This window comes from Bacillus sp. FSL K6-3312, assembly GCF_038007485.1.
In the GTDB taxonomy this organism is placed as follows: domain Bacteria; phylum Bacillota; class Bacilli; order Bacillales; family Bacillaceae; genus Bacillus; species Bacillus pumilus.
Map to the genome: position 1 here is coordinate 1,322,471 of NZ_JBBOXI010000001.1, position 16,671 is coordinate 1,339,141.

Sequence of the window (16,671 nt, forward strand, 5' to 3'; positions counted from 1 at the left end):
AACAAAAAGGGAGGAATGAAAACATGTCGGGAAACAAAGGTGTCGTTTATAAAGGAGCAGGAAATGTAGCAGTTGAGGATATTGGATACCCTGATTTGATTTTAAGAGATGGCCCGGGTGTACCGAAAGCCAATGTGGGGCGCAAATGTGAGCATGGCGTCATTTTAAAAGTAGTGACGACGAATATTTGCGGAAGTGACCAGCACATGGTGAGAGGTCGTACGACTGCGCCTGCAGGACTAGTCCTTGGTCATGAAATTACAGGTGAAGTCGTTGAGGTTGGACGAGATGTGGAGTTTATTCAAAAAGGAGACCTTGTGTCTGTTCCCTTTAATATTGCTTGCGGACGATGCGTCATGTGTAAGGAACAAAAAACCCATGTGTGCTTAAATGTAAACCCGGACCGTCCAGGCTCTGCCTATGGATACGTCGATATGGGCGGATGGGTTGGCGGCCAATCCGAGTACGTCATGGTCCCATATGCAGATTTTCAGCTGCTCAAATTTCCAGACAAAGATCAAGCGATGGAGAAAATACTTGATCTGACGATGCTTTCCGATATTTTCCCGACAGGTTTTCACGGTGCTTATACGGCTGGAGTAAAGCCTGGTTCGACTGTATATATTGCTGGTGCCGGGCCAGTAGGTCTTGCCGCAGCACATTCCGCTCAGCTCCTTGGCGCCTCTGCGGTCATTGTCGGTGATTTGAATGAACAAAGGCTGGAGCAGGCCAGAAGCTTTGGCTGTGAGACGATCAATTTGCGAAAACATGATCGAATCGGCGAACAAATCACCAATATCTTAGGAGAGCCAGAAGTAGACTGTGCCGTCGATTGTGTCGGCTTTGAGGCTTCAGGTCATGGAGATCAAGGAGAAGCGCCTGCAACCGTTTTAAATACAATTATGGATATTACCAAAGTTGGCGGTAAACTCGGAATCCCAGGGCTTTACGTCACAGAAGACCCAGGTGCAGTGGATGCTGATGCAAAAGTTGGATCACTGAAAGTGCGAATTGGACTCGGCTGGGCAAAAGCCCATACCTTTGTGACAGGCCAAACCCCTGTCATGCAATATCACCGCAGTCTAATGAAATCCATTTTAAGCGGAAGAGCACAAATCGCCAAAGCCGTGAATGCGACCGTCATTAACCTTGATCAAGCCCCTCAAGGATACAGCGACTTTGATTCCGGTGTAGCGAAGAAATTTGTCATTGACCCGCATGGGATGATTTCTAAATAATGAATCAATGAGAATAATCGAAAAAACTTACGGGAGAGTGTATCCTGTAAGTTTTTTTATGTTCTATTTTAAAATGGCCTGTACTATTCTCTTGCAATACATCTCATGTTAAAATATATAAATTGGAAAAATTATTCTATAGTTGAAGTTCATACCAGATAATTTAATTGATATTAAATGACTAGGGAGAGGTATTGATTGCTAAACGTACACAACATCAAGAAATATTATAAAGATAAGCAGGTATTAAAAGGGATAACCTTTCACTTAAAAAAAGGAGAATCTTTTGGACTATTAGGTCCGAATGGTGCGGGAAAATCCACATTGATTGGCATCTTGACAGGGCTGATTCATGCCACAAGCGGCACCATAACGATTGAAGGTATAGATTTAAAAAAAGAAACAAAAAAAGCGCAGCAAATGATAGGAATTGTTCCGCAAGAGATCGCTTTATATTTACATTTGACAGCAAAAGAAAATTTAATGTTTTGGGGGAGAATGTATGGACTTAAAGGAAAAGAGTTGAAAAGCAGAGTACAAGAAACACTTGAGCTAATTGGTCTTAAAGATAGAGCAAATGATCAAGTAAAAGTATTCTCTGGAGGAATGAAAAGAAGAGTAAATATCGGATGCGCAATTTTGCATCAACCAAAACTATTAATCATGGATGAGCCTACTGTAGGCATAGATCCCCAATCTAGAAGTCATATATTAGAAACAGTTAAGACATTAAATGGAGAAGGAATGACCATTATATATACTAGTCATTACATGGAAGAAGTCGAATTTTTATGTGAAAGAATGGCCATTATGGATCATGGGTCTATCATCGCTTTAGGGGATCAGCATGAATTAAGTGAGCTTGTCGGAAATCAAAGAGAAATTGTTTTGACCATAAAATATGAACATGGACAAAATGATATAGATCGAGTGCGTCAATTCATACATGAAGTCGACCCTTTAAAGGAAATCGTCGTTCAAGGAAATCAAATAAAAATATTTGATCAACATCCTCAGCAATTATTAAGCCATCTCATTCAAGGTGTGACCGCATTAAATATTCAAATTATTTCAGCAGAAATCGTAGAACCAAATTTAGAAAATGTCTTTTTGTATTTAACTAGTAAAAATTTGAGGGATTAGACTGTTTAGAGGTGAACACATGAGCATCTGGGTTGTACTAAAAGATCTATTATTGTTTTGTAGAGATAAGAAAAGCTTTTTTACACTTTTTTTTATGCCTATTATATTGATTGCTATTTTAGGTGCAGCATTTGGAGAGAATATGAAGCAAGAAAGTGAAGTCAGCATCAATTCATTTCGTGTAGGAGTTACAGATCAAGATAAGTCCGCTACAAGTAAAATGTTTCTATCGACATTGTCCAAGAGTGGGCTCAGTGACATCATTGATGTGAAGGTCATCTCGAAAGATCAGCTAGAGAAAGATTTAAATAATAGAGACATTAAAGTGGGTATAATCATTAAGCCAAATTTTGAAAAAAGCTTACTAAACTATGACAAAGTGCAATTGAATATTTTGAAAGGACCAAATTAAGCCTTACAAGAAATGGTCTTAGAAAATGTGGTTCTACAATTCTTTCAAAATTATCATATGAATCGTATTCTGATGCCGTTAAATCAAGGTGAAAAAGTGGAAATCGTTTCTCATCAACTAAAGAAGGAACTGGTGAACGAAAGGAATATTCATATGAACAACCAGCCGATCACTTCTTTCCAATACTACTCGGGCGGGATGGGTGTTCTCTTTTTATTAATGACTGTTGTTTTCTTAGTTGGAAGTATGATAGAGGAAAAAGAGGAAGAGGTTTATAAAAGGTTAGTTGTATCAAAATTAAGCAATACTAGTTACATCGTTGGGAAGTTATTGGGTATTGTTTTGATGAGTATGATTCAACTTGCGGTCATTATTTTATTTACTAGCTTTGTCTTTAAGGTGAACTGGGGAGAGCCTTTTACTGTTGTTATGATCGGATGTAGTTTTATATTAAATGCTGCGGGTTTCGGGGTGCTGATTGGTTCTTTTATCAATAGAGAAAAAACGTTTAACAGTGTGGGGATTTTAGGAACTCAAGTGTTAGCTGCTTTAGGTGGGAGTATGGTGCCCTTATACTTATTCCCACAATGGGTGATTGATATCAGCTATTTTTTACCTAATTCTCTTGCACTTCAAATGTTTTTAAAAAGTATGGCAGGTGCTGATTTTAGTGAAATTCAAAGCGGGTTTATACTAAGCTGCGGGATGGGACTAGTTTTCTTCATCACTGCTTTAATTAGAATGTCTTTTGAAAGGAAGCATCGCTATGCATAAAATATCAGCCATTATTGCTTTAAAGCTAAAAGAAACATTAAAGTCCCCAGTGACGCTCATTTTTTTATTTGTTATGCCAATTGTATTTAGTTTTATCTTTGGAAGTACCGCATCTGATACAAAGAAACCTATAGTTGCTTTTATTCAAGAGCATAGTGATTGTAAACTGAATCAAGAAATTTTTCATATCCTTGAAAAGAACACTAAATTTCATTGGATAAAGACGACTGAAAGCGAAGCAAAAGATTTAGTTTATGATGAAAAGGCAGTTGCGTCAGTTAAAGTCGCAAGCCAATTAAAGAGCCATTTAAAAGAAAATAAAGAGATTTTTGATGTGACAGTTTATAAGAAAACTGAGGAATATGCAGTCTTATCTCCCTATTTAAAAGAGACAGCGTCCATCATTTATCAAATCAATCAGGGTGTAAAAGAGCAGAAAAGTGTTTCTCTCATCAATGCATTGAACAAGTTAGATGAATCTGGCACCATTTCATTGGTTGAAAAAAATCAAGATGGTGAGGCAACCCAGCAGCCAAATTTAATACCGCTTGGCTTTACTATTATGTTTATGATGTTTGCGATCTCAAGCTCAGCGTCATCTATCCATTTGGAATATAAAGATTATACATGGCAAAGATTGCTTTCAAGTCCCATCCAGAAAATATCTGTGCTATTGGGCTATTTCATAGCTTATTTTCTTCTTGGATGGATACAACTAGGTGTCCTTCTGACCATCTTATCACTATTCTTCAATGTATACTTAGGCAACTTTATACTTATTTTAGTGTTTGGCTCATTCGTTATTGGTCTTGTTGTGAGTTTAGGTTTTATGATTGCAACCTTATCTCATACAAAAAAGCAAGCTGAAGTATTTAGTGCCATTATCATTGTAGGAACTTGCATGCTAGGCGGTATTTATTGGCCATTAGATATCGTTCCAGACATGATGAAGAAGAGCTCGTTGGCTATACCGCAAACATGGATGATGTCTGGTTTTGGTGAGATGATGAGCGGTACTGTCAATCACACTATCTTATTATTAGACATAACAGTTTTAGCTGCTTTTACAATTGTCTTTATGGTGATTGGTTTGAAAAATATCCGATCCTATTAATCTCTTTCCATGAAATTACTTTTATCTTTTAGAAAGCTTAAGCCCCTCTATATAGCTATAGAGGGCTTTTATATACAATAACTCTTCAGTATTTTCTGGAGGCGGGCAATGAAAGAAATAGAAAAATGCTCATATTACCCGTTTAGAAGGATATAATCCTCTGTTAAATCCACAAATGCTTTTAAAGCAGGGGACATCCATTTGTTTTTATGCCAAAATAGTTGAATTTTTGTTGAGAAACAGGGTTCCATCCAATTGATTTTGATGATATTGCCTTCTGAAATTTCTCTTTTCACAGAAATTTCGGGAAGTACAGCAATTCCTAAGCCAGCCATTACACATTTTTTTATGGCTTCTACATCTGCTAATTCTAGCTTACTTCTTGGTTTTGCACCCGCCTGTGTTAACGAATGTTCGAAGGCGTATCGATAATCACAGTCTTCAGTTAACAACAATCTTTGCTCGTTTAAATCAATTGGATATACTTTTTGTTTTTTGCTCAAAGGATTTGTTGGACAGCATACAATGGCCATCGGTTCATCTTTTAATTCTTTTACAAGTAAATGCGAGGATACTACAGGATTCATGGATAATAAGGCGACATCAATTTGTCCTTCTAGTAATAGATTTAAAACATCCTTTTCCGCTATTCCTGGACGGAAAATCAATTCGACTTTAGGATACTTTGTTTGAAAGTCCATTAAAATATGAGGAAGCCGGTAGGTGCATTGTGTTTCAGATGCACATATTCTTAAAATGCCGCTTGGCTCATTCATCCCGCCAACAGCCTCTAATGCTTCCCCTGTTAAGCCTAAAATTTTATCCGTATAATGTTGAAATTGTCTGCCAGCTTCTGTTAAGATCACCCTTTTTCCAAGCCTTTCAAATAGAGGGGTTCCTAGCTCTTCTTCCAATGCCACAATATTTGCTGTGATGCTAGATTGAGCATAACCAAGCATTTGTGCAGTTTTTGTAAAGTTTAATACTTTTGATGCTGTTTGGAACATCATCAGTTGTTTGATTTCCAACTTCAAACCTCCCTAAATCGGACGAGCCGATTGATATCATCAGAAAACCTCTATAGATTGATCATAACATTTTTACTATCATAAAAGTAAGCGCTTGCAATTTGTGTTATTTCAAATATTCAGATTCACAAAGGGGAGATGGCTTTGTTTGAAGTGATTGTCAATTCAGTGAATGATTTTTTATGGACATATATTTTAGTATTCATGTTAATCGGCATAGGAATCTACTTTACAGTGAGAATGAAATTTATGCAAATTGTCTTACTAAAAGAGATTTTCCGTTCTATTTTTGAAAAAGCACCCAAAACCAAAAAGGGAAGTCATGAAATTTCATCTATGCAAGCTTTTTTTATTGGAGCTGCTACAAGAATTGGTACTGGAAATATGGCAGGCGTTGCAATTGCTATCACTGTTGGTGGGCCTGGAGCTATTTTCTGGATGTGGTTTGCAGCCGTTTTAGGAGGGGCCTCTGCATTTGTCGAAAGTACACTGGCTCAAATTTATAAGGTGAGAACAAATGACGGATTTAAAGGAGGTCCTGGTTACTATATTCAAAAGCAATTCGGAATGAAATGGCCAAGCAGGATTTTTGCCTTTTCTGTTATTCTTAGTTTCGGCTTAATTTTTAACGCTGTACAAACGAATACAATTACAAATGCCTTTCAGTATTCATTTGGGATCAGTCCGATTGCCATGGGGCTATTTGTCACAATTTTTACAGCTTGCATTATTTTTGGTGGTGTCAAGCGAATCGCTAACTTTACACAAATCATTGTGCCAATTATGTCGTCATTTTATATCATTTTAGCACTTTATGTGATTGTCACAAATATTGATGCTGTACCCGCAGCATTAGCAAGTATTATGAAAAGTGCATTTGGGTTAGAGCAAATCGTTGGAGGCGGGATTGGTGCTGCGATAATGAACGGTGTAAAACGTGGTCTCTTTTCAAATGAAGCAGGAATGGGAAGTGCTCCAAATGCCGCTGCTGCCGCTAATGTTTCGCATCCAGTAAAACAAGGGTTTGTTCAATTATTAGGTGTGTTTTTTGATACATTAGTTGTTTGTAGCTGTACAGCCTTTATTATTATGCTATCGACAGTAGAAACAGCAGGTGAATTATCTGGTATCGAAATTACACAAGCCGCAATGGCACAGCATTTTGGATCTTGGGCTAGTATTTTTTTAGCATTTGCTATATTTACTTTTGCTTTTAGTTCTATTGTAGGTGGCTACTATTATGGTGAAGCCAATATCGGTTTTATCCATAACAGTGTAACAGCGCTATTGATGTATCGAATTATGGTATTAATGATGATCATGTTTGGCGCTGTTGCCAACTTACAAATCGTTTGGACTTTGGCGGATTTGTCAATGGCCATCATGGCAATCGTCAATTTGATTGCAATTGCTATCCTAGGAAAATATGCTTTTGCCGCTTTAGATGATTATATTCAACAAAGGCTGTTAGGCAAAAATCCTGTCTTTTATGCATCTAGCATTCCAGGTTTAAAAGAAATAGAGTGGTGGGGAGCAGAAAAACAAACGGCTCACTCAACAAACTTAAATGAAGGAGTAGAAAAATCATGATGAATTTTGAATATCATTGCCAAACAAAAATGATGATGGGGACTGGTCAATCAAAAGAAATTGGATCTATAGTAGAGGATATTGTATTGCCGGGCGCCACAGTGATGATTGTGACAGATTCTGGTGTGAGAAACGCAGGGCTAGTTCAGCCTATTGAAGCGTATTTGCAGGAAGCCGGTTATTCCGTTTTTATATTTGATCAAGTATCTCCAAACCCTAGAGATAATGAATGTCTAGCTGGTGCAGAGCTCTTTAGAAAAGAACAAGCATCAGCAGTCATTGCGATTGGTGGCGGAAGTCCAATGGATACAGCGAAAGCGATTGCTTTATTAGGTCCAAATGGCGGCATTCCTGAAGATTATATATCAGGGAAGAAGGCGTATGCTAATCTATCTCCATTAATTTGTATCCCAACAACGGCTGGTACTGGCTCTGAGGTGACCCGTTCATCTGTCATTACGTTAGCTGCTTCACATAAAAAAATCACATTAAAACATGCCTTGCTTCGGCCAACCATTGCAATTTTAGATCCGGCTCTTACATTGACGGTGCCAAAAGGCATAACAGCCGCAACAGGTGTAGATGCATTGGTACATGCTATTGAAGGCTATTGTTGTAAAGTAACAAATCCTATTTCAAAAGCAATGGGTGCAAGTGCAATGGAGACAATTGTAAAATACTTACCGGCAGCATATGAAGATGGCTCTGATATAGAAGCAAGATACAAAATGCAAGAAGGTAGTTTACTAGCCGGCTTATGCTTCGGTTCAGCTGATGTCGCAGCCGTTCATTGCTTAGCAGAAGCACTTGGTAGTCTTTATGATACACCTCATGGTATCGCAAACGCGGTATTTTTGCCTTATGTTATGCAATTCAATGCAGTTGAAAACAAGGTATTACACGCAGAGCTTGCCAAAATAATGAGCTTTGCAGATAAAACGGATTCAGATGATGTGGCGATTCAAAAATTAATTGATGGCATGTATATATTCACAAAAAATTTAGGTATTCCAGCACTAAAAGACTTATCTTATGTTAAAGAAGAGGATTTTGAAAAAATGGCTGAATTAGCAGAACAAAACGGCTCTACATCCAGCAATGTTCGTACCGTTACGAAAGCCGACTACTTAGATATTTTAAAGGCTGCTTTTTAAAATCACCATATAGAAAAATAGAATGATCAATGAGTTCCCTAGGAACACCTTCCTCATGACATTATCACTTGTAGGGTGTTCTTTTATGTTTCATGTGGCTAGGTATCGTCTATATATGAGTGGTATGATAGACGACAACATCTGATGGAGAAAGGATTGGATAAACGATGAACTTTCACAATAAAACCGTCGTCATCACAGGCGCAGCCAATGGAATTGGTGAAATGATCGCCTGGGGCTATGCAAAAGAAGGAGCGCGAGTGGTGCTTGCAGATATAGATGAAGAGAAGGGGAAGCGATTGGAGGAAGAGCTAAAAAAAGAATCGTTAGAAGCTTATTTTAAGAAAACAGATGTGACGCAAGAAACGGATATTCAACACTTAATGTCGTTTGCGGTGGAGCGCTGTAAAACGATTGATATTCTCATTAATAATGCTGGTGTCATGTGCACAGTATCGCCTTATGAATTAACGGTCGATGAGTGGGATCGTGTGTTACAGACGAACCTAAGAGGGACTTTTTTATGTGCAAGAGAAGCAGCACGTTATATAAAAGAAAATCCAAAAGGCGGTTCTATTGTGAACATTTCATCTACCCGCGCGACCATGTCAGAGCCAAATACAGAAGCATATGCTGCATCAAAAGGCGGAATATCGGCGCTGACTCATGCCTTAGCGGCTTCTTTTAGTCCGGATCATATCACGGTGAATAGCATTTCACCTGGATGGATTGAAACGAAGGATGAGGAGAATCTTCGAGAGATCGACCACAAGCAGCATCTTTCCAATCGAGTCGGCACGCCAAAGGATATTGTGAAGGCTTGCTTTTATTTAACCGATGATAATCAATTTGTGACCGGCACAGATTTAGTCGTTGATGGCGGCATGACGAGAAAGATGATCTATGCTGATTAACTCGAAAAAAACATTGACGCTTTGATCAAGGCGCTGTACAATATGTAACAATTCAGCTGAAGATCGTGATGAAATAAAGACACAGCGCAAATAGAGAAGAGTACATCATGAGCCGTCCCGCACAGAGAACTCCGTGAAGCTGAGAAGGAGCCGGGCAGCATGATGGAACCAAGCCTCTTAGCTCTTCACCGGATTCCTTCGGATGGTGGTGCAGCGACATTCTCCCGTTACAGAGATGGGTTCATGATGACCTGCTAAGGTTCATCTGGCAACAGATGAATAAACTGAGGTGGCAACGCGGAGTAAATCCCGTCCTCAAGACAGAAATGTCTTGGGGGCGGGATTTTTTTATGACAAATAGGGGGAAAAGTGATGAAAAAACATTGGCGGGATATGAGTTTGTTGCTTGGAGCCATCGGAATTGCGAACATAGGAGAATGGATTTATATGATTGCTCTCCATCTGCTCATTTTTCAAGAAACGGGCTCTGTGCTGGCTGTAACAGCCGTCTATATGCTGAGACCGGCTGCGGCTCTTTTGACAAACAGCTGGTCTGGCAGTTTGATTGACAGGCTGAATCAGCGGAAAGTGATGATCAGCTTAGATATCAGCCGGGCAATCTTGATCGGATGTATACCCTTTGCGTTACTTTCAGGACATCTGCTTACCCTGTATGTGATGGTGTTTCTTATTCAAATGGCACAAGCGATGTTTCATCCAGCTTCGATGGTCTATATGACAGGATTGATCCCGGCGAATAACCGAAAACGGTTTAATGCCATTCGCTCATTATTACAATCGGGTGGATTTTTACTTGGACCCGCTGCAGCAGGTCTGCTTTTTTTAATCGGTACACCTGTTTTTTCAATTTATATAAATGCGATCTGCTTGTTTGTATCTGCTCTATTAACGATGTGCTTACCGAATTTGCTCAAACAAGATGCTGACAAAAAGCGCTTTTCTCTTTCGATGTTAAAAGAGGATGCGAAGCTTGTTCTTCGGTTTAGTTTGACATCACGCCAAGTTATGGCGGTGTATTTATTATTTAGTGCCGCTATCACGGTACTTCCTACTGCCATTGACTCTCTTGAAACAGCCTTTGCAAAAGAAGTGCTGCTGCTAACTGATACACAATATGGTCTTCTTGTGAGTATAGCTGGGGCAGGCATTATCGCAGGGGCAGGTCTCAATTCGGTGATTGTGGAGAAGCTGCCTGTTTCGATCATGCTAGGGGTTGGCAGTTTGTTTGTGGCATGTGGCTATCTCATTTATGCTTTTTCCAGCACATTGTTTATAGCCGCTGTTGGATTTTTTATATTAGCATTCTTTTTAGCATTTGCGAACACAGGTTTTATGACTTTCTATCAAACGAATATCCCGGTAGAGGTGATGGGGAGGGTAGCCAGTTTTTATGCTTTGATTGAAGCTATTCTGACGATCATGATAACAGGGTTCTCTGGTGGACTTGCACATGTTTTATCAATCCGAACCTCCGTTGTCACCGGGTGTGTATGTATGCTTCTTGTCTGTTTATTGCTATGTTTTGTCATCTTTCGTTCATTGACTGGCAAAAAGATAGTGCATCCTACTTAGAAAATTAAAAAAATTATGTTATGATTATTTAAGTAAGTTAATGAAATTGATGAGAAAAGGAGTCTTACACATGAAAGCACTACGCTGGCACGATCAAAAGGACATTCGACTAGAGGAAATTGATGAACCAAAAGTTGCTCCAGGAAAAGTGAAACTTAAAGTAAAATGGTGCGGCATTTGTGGTAGTGATTTACATGAATATCTAGGAGGACCTATCTTCATTCCAGTGAATGAACCTCATCCACTGACAAAAGAAAAAGCCCCTATTACACTGGGACATGAATTTTCTGGTGAGGTTGTTGAAGTAGGAGAAGACGTCAGCAATTATAAAGTAGGCGATCGAGTAGTTGTTGAGCCTATTTTTGCAACTCACGGACATCAAGGTGCTTACAACTTAGATGAAAACATGGGCTTTTTAGGACTTGCCGGAGGCGGCGGTGGATTCTCTGAATATGTATCTGTCGATGAAGAATTACTTCATTTATTACCAGACGAAATTTCATATGAGCAAGGGGCACTTGTAGAGCCTTCAGCAGTTGCTTTATATGCGGTTCGTTCTAGTAAAGTACAAGCTGGCGATACAGCGGCTGTGTTTGGTTGCGGACCAATTGGCTTGCTTGTTATTGAAGCATTAAAAGCAGCTGGTGCTACTGATATTTACGCAGTAGAATTATCTAAAGAACGCCAAGAAAAAGCAAAAGAGCTTGGAGCGATCATTGTTGATCCTTCTCAATATGAAGATGTTGTTCAAGAAATTGCACGCCGTACAAACGGTGGCGTCGATGTTTCTTTTGAAGTGACAGGTGTACCTGTTGTATTGAAGCAAGCAATCCAATCAACTAGAATTTCAGGTGAAACAGTCATTGTGAGTATTTGGGAAAAAGGCGCAGAAATTATGCCAAATGACATTGTCATTAAAGAACGTACAGTCAAAGGAATTATCGGCTACAGAGACGTATTCCCATCTGTATTAAACTTAATGAGAAAAGGCTATTTCTCTGCTGATACGCTCGTCACAAAGAAAATCAAGTTGGATGATGTGATTGAAGATGGTTTCCATGCATTAATCAATGAAAAAGATCAAGTGAAAATTTTAGTTAGTGCTGAATAGTAAGACAACGAAGGGGAATGGCAAAAGCCATTCTCTTTTTTATTCATAGTGATCAATCAATGGAAAGAGCAGGACAATTTCCTTTAACATACTTAAAAAAAGGTGAATAAATGGATCAAAAAAAGTCGATCAGGTTCTCGTGCCTGATCGACTTTTTTATCGTCCAATAGATCTTCCGTACACGCTGACTCGTTTCTCTAATAAAGCAAAAGCGAGTTCAAAGAAAATGCTAAGCAGCCAATAGATCAACGCAGATACGAGGTATGTTTCTAAAAACTGATAGCCATCATTTGCAATAATCCGGGAAATACCCATAATTTCAAGTACACCAATTGTAAACGAAAGAGATGTAGCTTTTAATAACTGAATGAGCTGATTGCCTAAGTTCGGCAGGGCTACCACAAATGCCTGTGGCAAAATAATGCGCATCATTGCTTGGCGTGTCGTCATCCCCACAATTTTTGCTGCTTCAAGCTGCCCTTTATCTACCGCAAGAAGTGCACTCCGAACAACCTCTGTTAAATGGGCGGCTGAATGGAGGCTGAATGTAATAAGGGCAACAGCTAATGGGGAGACCATATCTGGATGAAAGGTCAGCCCGAATGTATCGTTCACTTTGGTTAGAACAAAAGGAAGTCCATAAAAGAAAGCGAACAACTGAACAATAAGAGGTGTTCCTCTAAAAAAGGAGACATAGAGCGTCACAAGCTGCCTGAGTACAGGAATGCGAAAGAGACGAATGAAAGCAAAAACAGATCCAATCATCAGGCTTACGGCCATGGAAACGAGTGCAATCAATAAGGTAAAAGGAACGCCTTTTAAAATATGAGGTACTTGGTCAATCGCAAATTGAATATCGATGGTTTGCATCAAATCGCCTCCTTAACGTGACAGGCTGGTGCGGCCTTTTACAAATTTCCTTTCAAGCAGCATGGTGATCAGTTCAATACTCATGCAGATAAGCCAATACACGATCGCAATGATCACATACACCTCAAACATACCGATTCCGTAGTTATTTCCTAAAATGATCTTCACCTGTCCCATGATATCAATGAGTCCGATTGTAAAGGCAATCGCTGTGTCTTTCACCAGATCAATGGTGTAATTTCCGAGGTTCGGCAGTGCAATGAGGAAGGCCTGCGGGATAATGATCCTAATCAACGCCTGTGTATCTGTCATCCCAACAATGTAGGCGGCCTCGAGCTGATCCTTCCCGACAGATGAATACGCACTGCGAAAGACTTCAGATAAATAAGCGCCCGTATGTAAAGAAAACGTCATCATCACAAATAACACACGATCCCAATGATTGATTTGAATCCCTGCCACAAGCAAAAGCTGAGGCAGTCCAAAATAAATCAAGAAAAGCTGAACAATTAAAGGTGTACTCCGTGTAAAAGATAAATAAATAACAGCCAATTGCTTCAGTACTGGGATTTGCTTGATACGAATACATGCAAATAGCAAGCCGATGATGATGGCAAAAAACAATGACACGATCATAATGAGAAAAGTGAGTGGCAAGCGTTCAAGCACCTGTAAAAAGATGCTCAGCCAATCTCCAGCTGTAAACGTCATGACGCTTCATTCCTTTCTTCATTTTGATCGCCTTGCTCTGATATGTCATCAATACCTTGAAAGAAATCAACCCCAAACCACTTTTTCGCAAGCTTAGGCAGTGTTCCATCATCAATCATCTCTTGTGTGATCCGGTCCAAATCTTCTGCAAGCTGCTTCTCGTTTGGCTGTAAGACAAAATAGATAGGCTCCTTTGACACAATGCCACCAACTTTGACCTTTAGGTTTAAATGCTTTTGAATGGTATCAAAGGTTGAAATGTTCATAAATGCTGCATCGGACCGTCCGCTTTCAACACGCTTTAAGTTGAGTTCATTTGAAGGACTTTCAATGGTTGTCAACGGAATATCCGGATCATGCTCTTTATTATATTGATTTAATATCGAACGCAAGCCTCCGCTAGGGCTGACAGGGGCCAGCTTTTTAGATGTCATATCATCAAGCGATCGAATCTCTTTATCTGATTCATTCACAATTAAACCTGTCATCGAATAACCATACGGAACCTTAGGGTAAAGGAAACGCTTTTCACGTTCAGGGTTACTAAAAAACCAATTAGCCGCCATTTCAAACTTCCCTGCGCCTACACCAATTAAATTCGATTCTTCCTCGCCAAAAATGTAATCAAAATGTACGTGAGGAAGTCTTTTCTCCACTTCATTTAAATAATCAATGTTATAGCCAATCGGTTCGTTTCGGTCATTTGTTGCTAAAAAGGGTGGATTGACCTCTGCACTCAGTGCGACTTTTACAATTTTTCTACCATCTTCTGTCGTGGTTTTCACACTGCTGCAGCCCATCAGAGAGAGAAAAAACAGAAGGACACCGGCCATCATGAATGCTGTCTTTTGTTTCATTTGTCTTTCTCCGATTCTTGCCACATGCCGCGATGAATTCTTGATAAAAATTGTTTCGTTCGTTCATGCTGTGGCTTCAATAGGACGTCTTCTGGTGAGCCTTTTTCAACGATTTCGCCATCTGCCATAAAGATCACCGTATCCGCCACGTCCTTTGCAAAAGAAATTTCATGCGTCACAATGACCATTGTCATCCCTTGGCTCGCAATATCTTTGATCATTTCAAGAATTTCTCCTACCATCTCTGGGTCCAGTGCCGACGTAGGTTCATCAAACAAAAGCACTGAAGGGTTCATCGCAAGTGCACGGGCTATGCCAATTCGCTGCTGCTGACCACCGGATAATTCACTCGGAAATGCATCCTTTTTATGAAGCAGTCCAATCCGCGTTAAAAATTGCTCTCCGACCTTTTCTGCTTCTTTTTTAGACATGTTTTGAGACACGATCAATCCTTCTGTAATATTTTCAAGTGCTCGTTTATTCTGAAACAAGTGATAATGCTGAAACACCATGGAAGATTGCTGCCTAAGTTTTAGCAGATCTTTTTTATGATATCGTTCAAATTGAATCGTGGCTTCACCAATCGTCAGCTCACCTTTGTCTGGAATATCGAGGCTGTTTAAGCTGCGAAGAAGTGTTGTTTTTCCTGATCCGCTCGGTCCAATAATGGCGACTACTTCACCTTCTTGTACGGTGAAATCAATGCCTTTTAACACATGGGTCTGCCCATAAGATTTATGTAGATTAGTAGCTGAAATCATAAAAGCATCACGTTCCTTTGACATATGTACTTAATATTGATAAAATTTAACACATTAAATCCTATAAGTAAAGTGTGTTTTATTTATTCCGATTGGAAAAATCAGATATGATAGATTGTGAGATATAGAGGAGTTGGATACGTTTTGTCTAAAGCATTATTTGTCGATACCGATTTTCAAAAAACATGGCTTCATCAACTAGAATCTCTTCGTGAAACGATCGAACAAACGGCAAAAGAACATGATGAAGGCGCTTTTTTTCCTGAAAAAAATATTGAGTCATTAGTAGAGATGGGCTATACGACGTTGTCTCTTCCTGCTGAATACGGAGGCGGAGGTCAATCTGTGAAGGATATGGTTCTGTTTCAAGAGACGCTTGGCAGTATGGACGGAGCGACTGCCTTATCAATCGGCTGGCACCAAGGGGTTGTAGGCGAAATTTACGAAAAGAAACAATGGAATGAGCAGCAGCTACAATTCTTTGCGGAAGAAGTGAAGAAGGGCGCCCTTGTCAACCGTGCCGTGAGCGAGGCGCAGACAGGCAGTCCAACAAGAGGCGGGAAGCCTGGGACAACAGCCACTAGATCAGGTAATGAGTGGATCATCAATGGATGTAAAATTTTCACAACGATGTCACCAGCACTTACATACTTTTTAGTCGGCGTATGGATCGAGGAAAAAGAGGCGATGGGATTCTTCTTAATTCATCGAGACACAGAAGGTGTTTCAATAGAAGAAACGTGGAATGTTGTGGGCATGAGAGGAACTGAAAGTCATGATTTAATCTTAGATCAGGTGAAGGTTTCAGATGACATGCTGGTTGAGGTACAAAAAGGGCCGCGGGGTGGTACGCTAAATCCTTGGATTGCACATATTCCGTCCTGCTATTTAGGCATTGCACAAGCAGCAAGAGACTATGCTGTTCAATATGCCATCACCCATTCACCGAATAGCATCAACGGCACAATTAGTGACCTGCCAAATGTCCAAACACTGATTGGTGAAATTGACTTACTATTAAAACAAGCACGCCACGTTATCTACTCAACGACCACATTGTATGAAAAACCAGAGAAAAGAGAGCTGTTAATCAATGAATTTGGTGCTGTGAAGCATACCGTCGTTAATCATAGTTTGCAAGTTGTCGATAAAGCTATGCGTTTAGTCGGCGCGAAAAGCTTAAGTCTAGACTGTCCACTGCAGCGTTACTATCGAGATATTCGTGCTGGGCTCCATAACCCGCCAATGGACGATATGACGGTATCAAAAATCGCGAAGCAGGCCATTCAAGAGAAAAAAGAGAGCTAATATACAGCAAAAAGCCGGATAAACCGGCTTTTTTTATTTGAAAGAAAAGAGGACAAGCGTACCTTATGTCCCATCGCTTCAGCATGCTACAAT

Annotated in this window: 14 protein-coding genes and 1 pseudogene; 10 read left to right on the top strand and 5 right to left on the bottom strand. The window is 39.7% G+C overall.

The features are described from left to right. Window positions 1–23: 23 nt before the first annotated feature. The 4 genes and pseudogenes from fdhA to MHI11_RS06630 all read left to right on the top strand — a co-directional run bounded on the left by fdhA (window position 24) and on the right by MHI11_RS06630 (window position 4,681). A complete protein-coding gene (fdhA, locus tag MHI11_RS06610; RefSeq protein ID WP_106031262.1) occupies window positions 24–1,238 on the top strand; it encodes a formaldehyde dehydrogenase, glutathione-independent in 1,215 nt (404 codons plus the stop codon). A 198-nt stretch (window positions 1,239–1,436) separates the two neighbouring features. Continuing rightward, window positions 1,437–2,381, top strand: a complete 945-nt coding sequence (locus MHI11_RS06615) for an ABC transporter ATP-binding protein (protein WP_111911159.1) — start codon at window positions 1,437–1,439, stop codon at window positions 2,379–2,381. 19 nt (window positions 2,382–2,400) lie between these two features. Continuing rightward, window positions 2,401–3,567, top strand: a pseudogene (locus MHI11_RS20915) (ABC transporter permease). After that, window positions 3,560–4,681, top strand: coding sequence for an ABC transporter permease (locus MHI11_RS06630; protein ID WP_340960720.1), 1,122 nt, complete (start codon window positions 3,560–3,562; stop codon window positions 4,679–4,681). The pseudogene MHI11_RS20915 and the gene MHI11_RS06630 overlap by 8 nt, the downstream one beginning before the upstream one ends. A gap of 134 nt (window positions 4,682–4,815) precedes the next feature. Here MHI11_RS06630 and MHI11_RS06635 read toward each other — a convergent pair whose 3' ends face one another. Then, window positions 4,816–5,709, bottom strand: a complete 894-nt coding sequence (locus MHI11_RS06635) for a LysR family transcriptional regulator (protein WP_044139573.1) — start codon at window positions 5,707–5,709, stop codon at window positions 4,816–4,818. 138 nt (window positions 5,710–5,847) lie between these two features. Between MHI11_RS06635 and MHI11_RS06640 the strand changes: the two genes are divergently transcribed. The 5 genes from MHI11_RS06640 to MHI11_RS06660 all read left to right on the top strand — a co-directional run bounded on the left by MHI11_RS06640 (window position 5,848) and on the right by MHI11_RS06660 (window position 12,071). Continuing rightward, entirely contained in the window at window positions 5,848–7,299 is a 1,452-nt protein-coding gene (locus MHI11_RS06640; protein ID WP_340960721.1) for an alanine/glycine:cation symporter family protein, read from the top strand. Further along, entirely contained in the window at window positions 7,296–8,453 is a 1,158-nt protein-coding gene (locus MHI11_RS06645; RefSeq protein ID WP_340960722.1) for an iron-containing alcohol dehydrogenase, read from the top strand. Before MHI11_RS06640 ends, MHI11_RS06645 begins: the two co-directional genes overlap by 4 nt. 167 nt (window positions 8,454–8,620) lie before the next feature. Then, on the top strand, window positions 8,621–9,367 hold the full coding sequence (locus MHI11_RS06650; protein WP_340960723.1) for an SDR family oxidoreductase: 747 nt from the start codon (window positions 8,621–8,623) through the stop codon (window positions 9,365–9,367). 372 nt (window positions 9,368–9,739) lie between these two features. Continuing rightward, window positions 9,740–10,960 carry an MFS transporter gene (locus MHI11_RS06655; RefSeq protein ID WP_340960724.1) on the top strand — a complete coding sequence of 407 codons (1,221 nt, stop codon included), beginning with the start codon at window positions 9,740–9,742 and terminating at the stop codon, window positions 10,958–10,960. A 70-nt stretch (window positions 10,961–11,030) separates the two neighbouring features. Next, window positions 11,031–12,071, top strand: coding sequence for a 2,3-butanediol dehydrogenase (locus tag MHI11_RS06660; protein WP_003216411.1), 1,041 nt, complete (start codon window positions 11,031–11,033; stop codon window positions 12,069–12,071). Window positions 12,072–12,227: 156 nt separating this feature from the next. Here MHI11_RS06660 and MHI11_RS06665 read toward each other — a convergent pair whose 3' ends face one another. The 4 genes from MHI11_RS06665 to MHI11_RS06680 are packed head-to-tail and all read right to left on the bottom strand — an operon-like array spanning window position 12,228 to window position 15,270. Next, window positions 12,228–12,941: an amino acid ABC transporter permease gene (locus tag MHI11_RS06665; protein ID WP_340960726.1), complete on the bottom strand. Its 714-nt coding sequence runs from the start codon at window positions 12,939–12,941 to the stop codon at window positions 12,228–12,230. Window positions 12,942–12,953: 12 nt separating this feature from the next. Then, window positions 12,954–13,652, bottom strand: coding sequence for an amino acid ABC transporter permease (locus MHI11_RS06670; protein WP_106065648.1), 699 nt, complete (start codon window positions 13,650–13,652; stop codon window positions 12,954–12,956). Further along, window positions 13,649–14,509: an amino acid ABC transporter substrate-binding protein gene (locus tag MHI11_RS06675; protein WP_340960727.1), complete on the bottom strand. Its 861-nt coding sequence runs from the start codon at window positions 14,507–14,509 to the stop codon at window positions 13,649–13,651. The genes MHI11_RS06670 and MHI11_RS06675 overlap by 4 nt, the downstream gene beginning before the upstream one ends. Next, complete coding sequence (locus MHI11_RS06680; RefSeq protein ID WP_340960728.1) at window positions 14,506–15,270, bottom strand: amino acid ABC transporter ATP-binding protein; 765 nt, start codon at window positions 15,268–15,270, stop codon at window positions 14,506–14,508. The genes MHI11_RS06675 and MHI11_RS06680 overlap by 4 nt, the downstream gene beginning before the upstream one ends. A 144-nt stretch (window positions 15,271–15,414) precedes the next feature. Between MHI11_RS06680 and MHI11_RS06685 the strand changes: the two genes are divergently transcribed. Beyond that, window positions 15,415–16,578 carry an acyl-CoA dehydrogenase family protein gene (locus MHI11_RS06685; protein ID WP_340960729.1) on the top strand — a complete coding sequence of 388 codons (1,164 nt, stop codon included), beginning with the start codon at window positions 15,415–15,417 and terminating at the stop codon, window positions 16,576–16,578. Window positions 16,579–16,671: the final 93 nt, after the last annotated feature.

Excerpts from the sequence above, each read along its gene's own strand:
- MHI11_RS06655 (WP_340960724.1), top strand. The coding sequence starts at position 9,740 with ATGAAAAAACATTGGCGGGATATGAGTTTGTTGCTTGGAGCCATCGGA.
- fdhA (WP_106031262.1), top strand. The coding sequence starts at position 24 with ATGTCGGGAAACAAAGGTGTCGTTTATAAAGGAGCAGGAAATGTAGCA.
- MHI11_RS06630 (WP_340960720.1), top strand. The coding sequence starts at position 3,560 with ATGCATAAAATATCAGCCATTATTGCTTTAAAGCTAAAAGAAACATTA.
- MHI11_RS06670 (WP_106065648.1), bottom strand. The coding sequence starts at position 13,652 with ATGACGTTTACAGCTGGAGATTGGCTGAGCATCTTTTTACAGGTGCTT.
- MHI11_RS06680 (WP_340960728.1), bottom strand. The coding sequence starts at position 15,270 with ATGATTTCAGCTACTAATCTACATAAATCTTATGGGCAGACCCATGTG.
- MHI11_RS06665 (WP_340960726.1), bottom strand. The coding sequence starts at position 12,941 with ATGCAAACCATCGATATTCAATTTGCGATTGACCAAGTACCTCATATT.
- MHI11_RS06645 (WP_340960722.1), top strand. The coding sequence starts at position 7,296 with ATGATGAATTTTGAATATCATTGCCAAACAAAAATGATGATGGGGACT.
- MHI11_RS06650 (WP_340960723.1), top strand. The coding sequence starts at position 8,621 with ATGAACTTTCACAATAAAACCGTCGTCATCACAGGCGCAGCCAATGGA.
- MHI11_RS06640 (WP_340960721.1), top strand. The coding sequence starts at position 5,848 with ATGGCTTTGTTTGAAGTGATTGTCAATTCAGTGAATGATTTTTTATGG.
- MHI11_RS06660 (WP_003216411.1), top strand. The coding sequence starts at position 11,031 with ATGAAAGCACTACGCTGGCACGATCAAAAGGACATTCGACTAGAGGAA.
- MHI11_RS06675 (WP_340960727.1), bottom strand. The coding sequence starts at position 14,509 with ATGAAACAAAAGACAGCATTCATGATGGCCGGTGTCCTTCTGTTTTTT.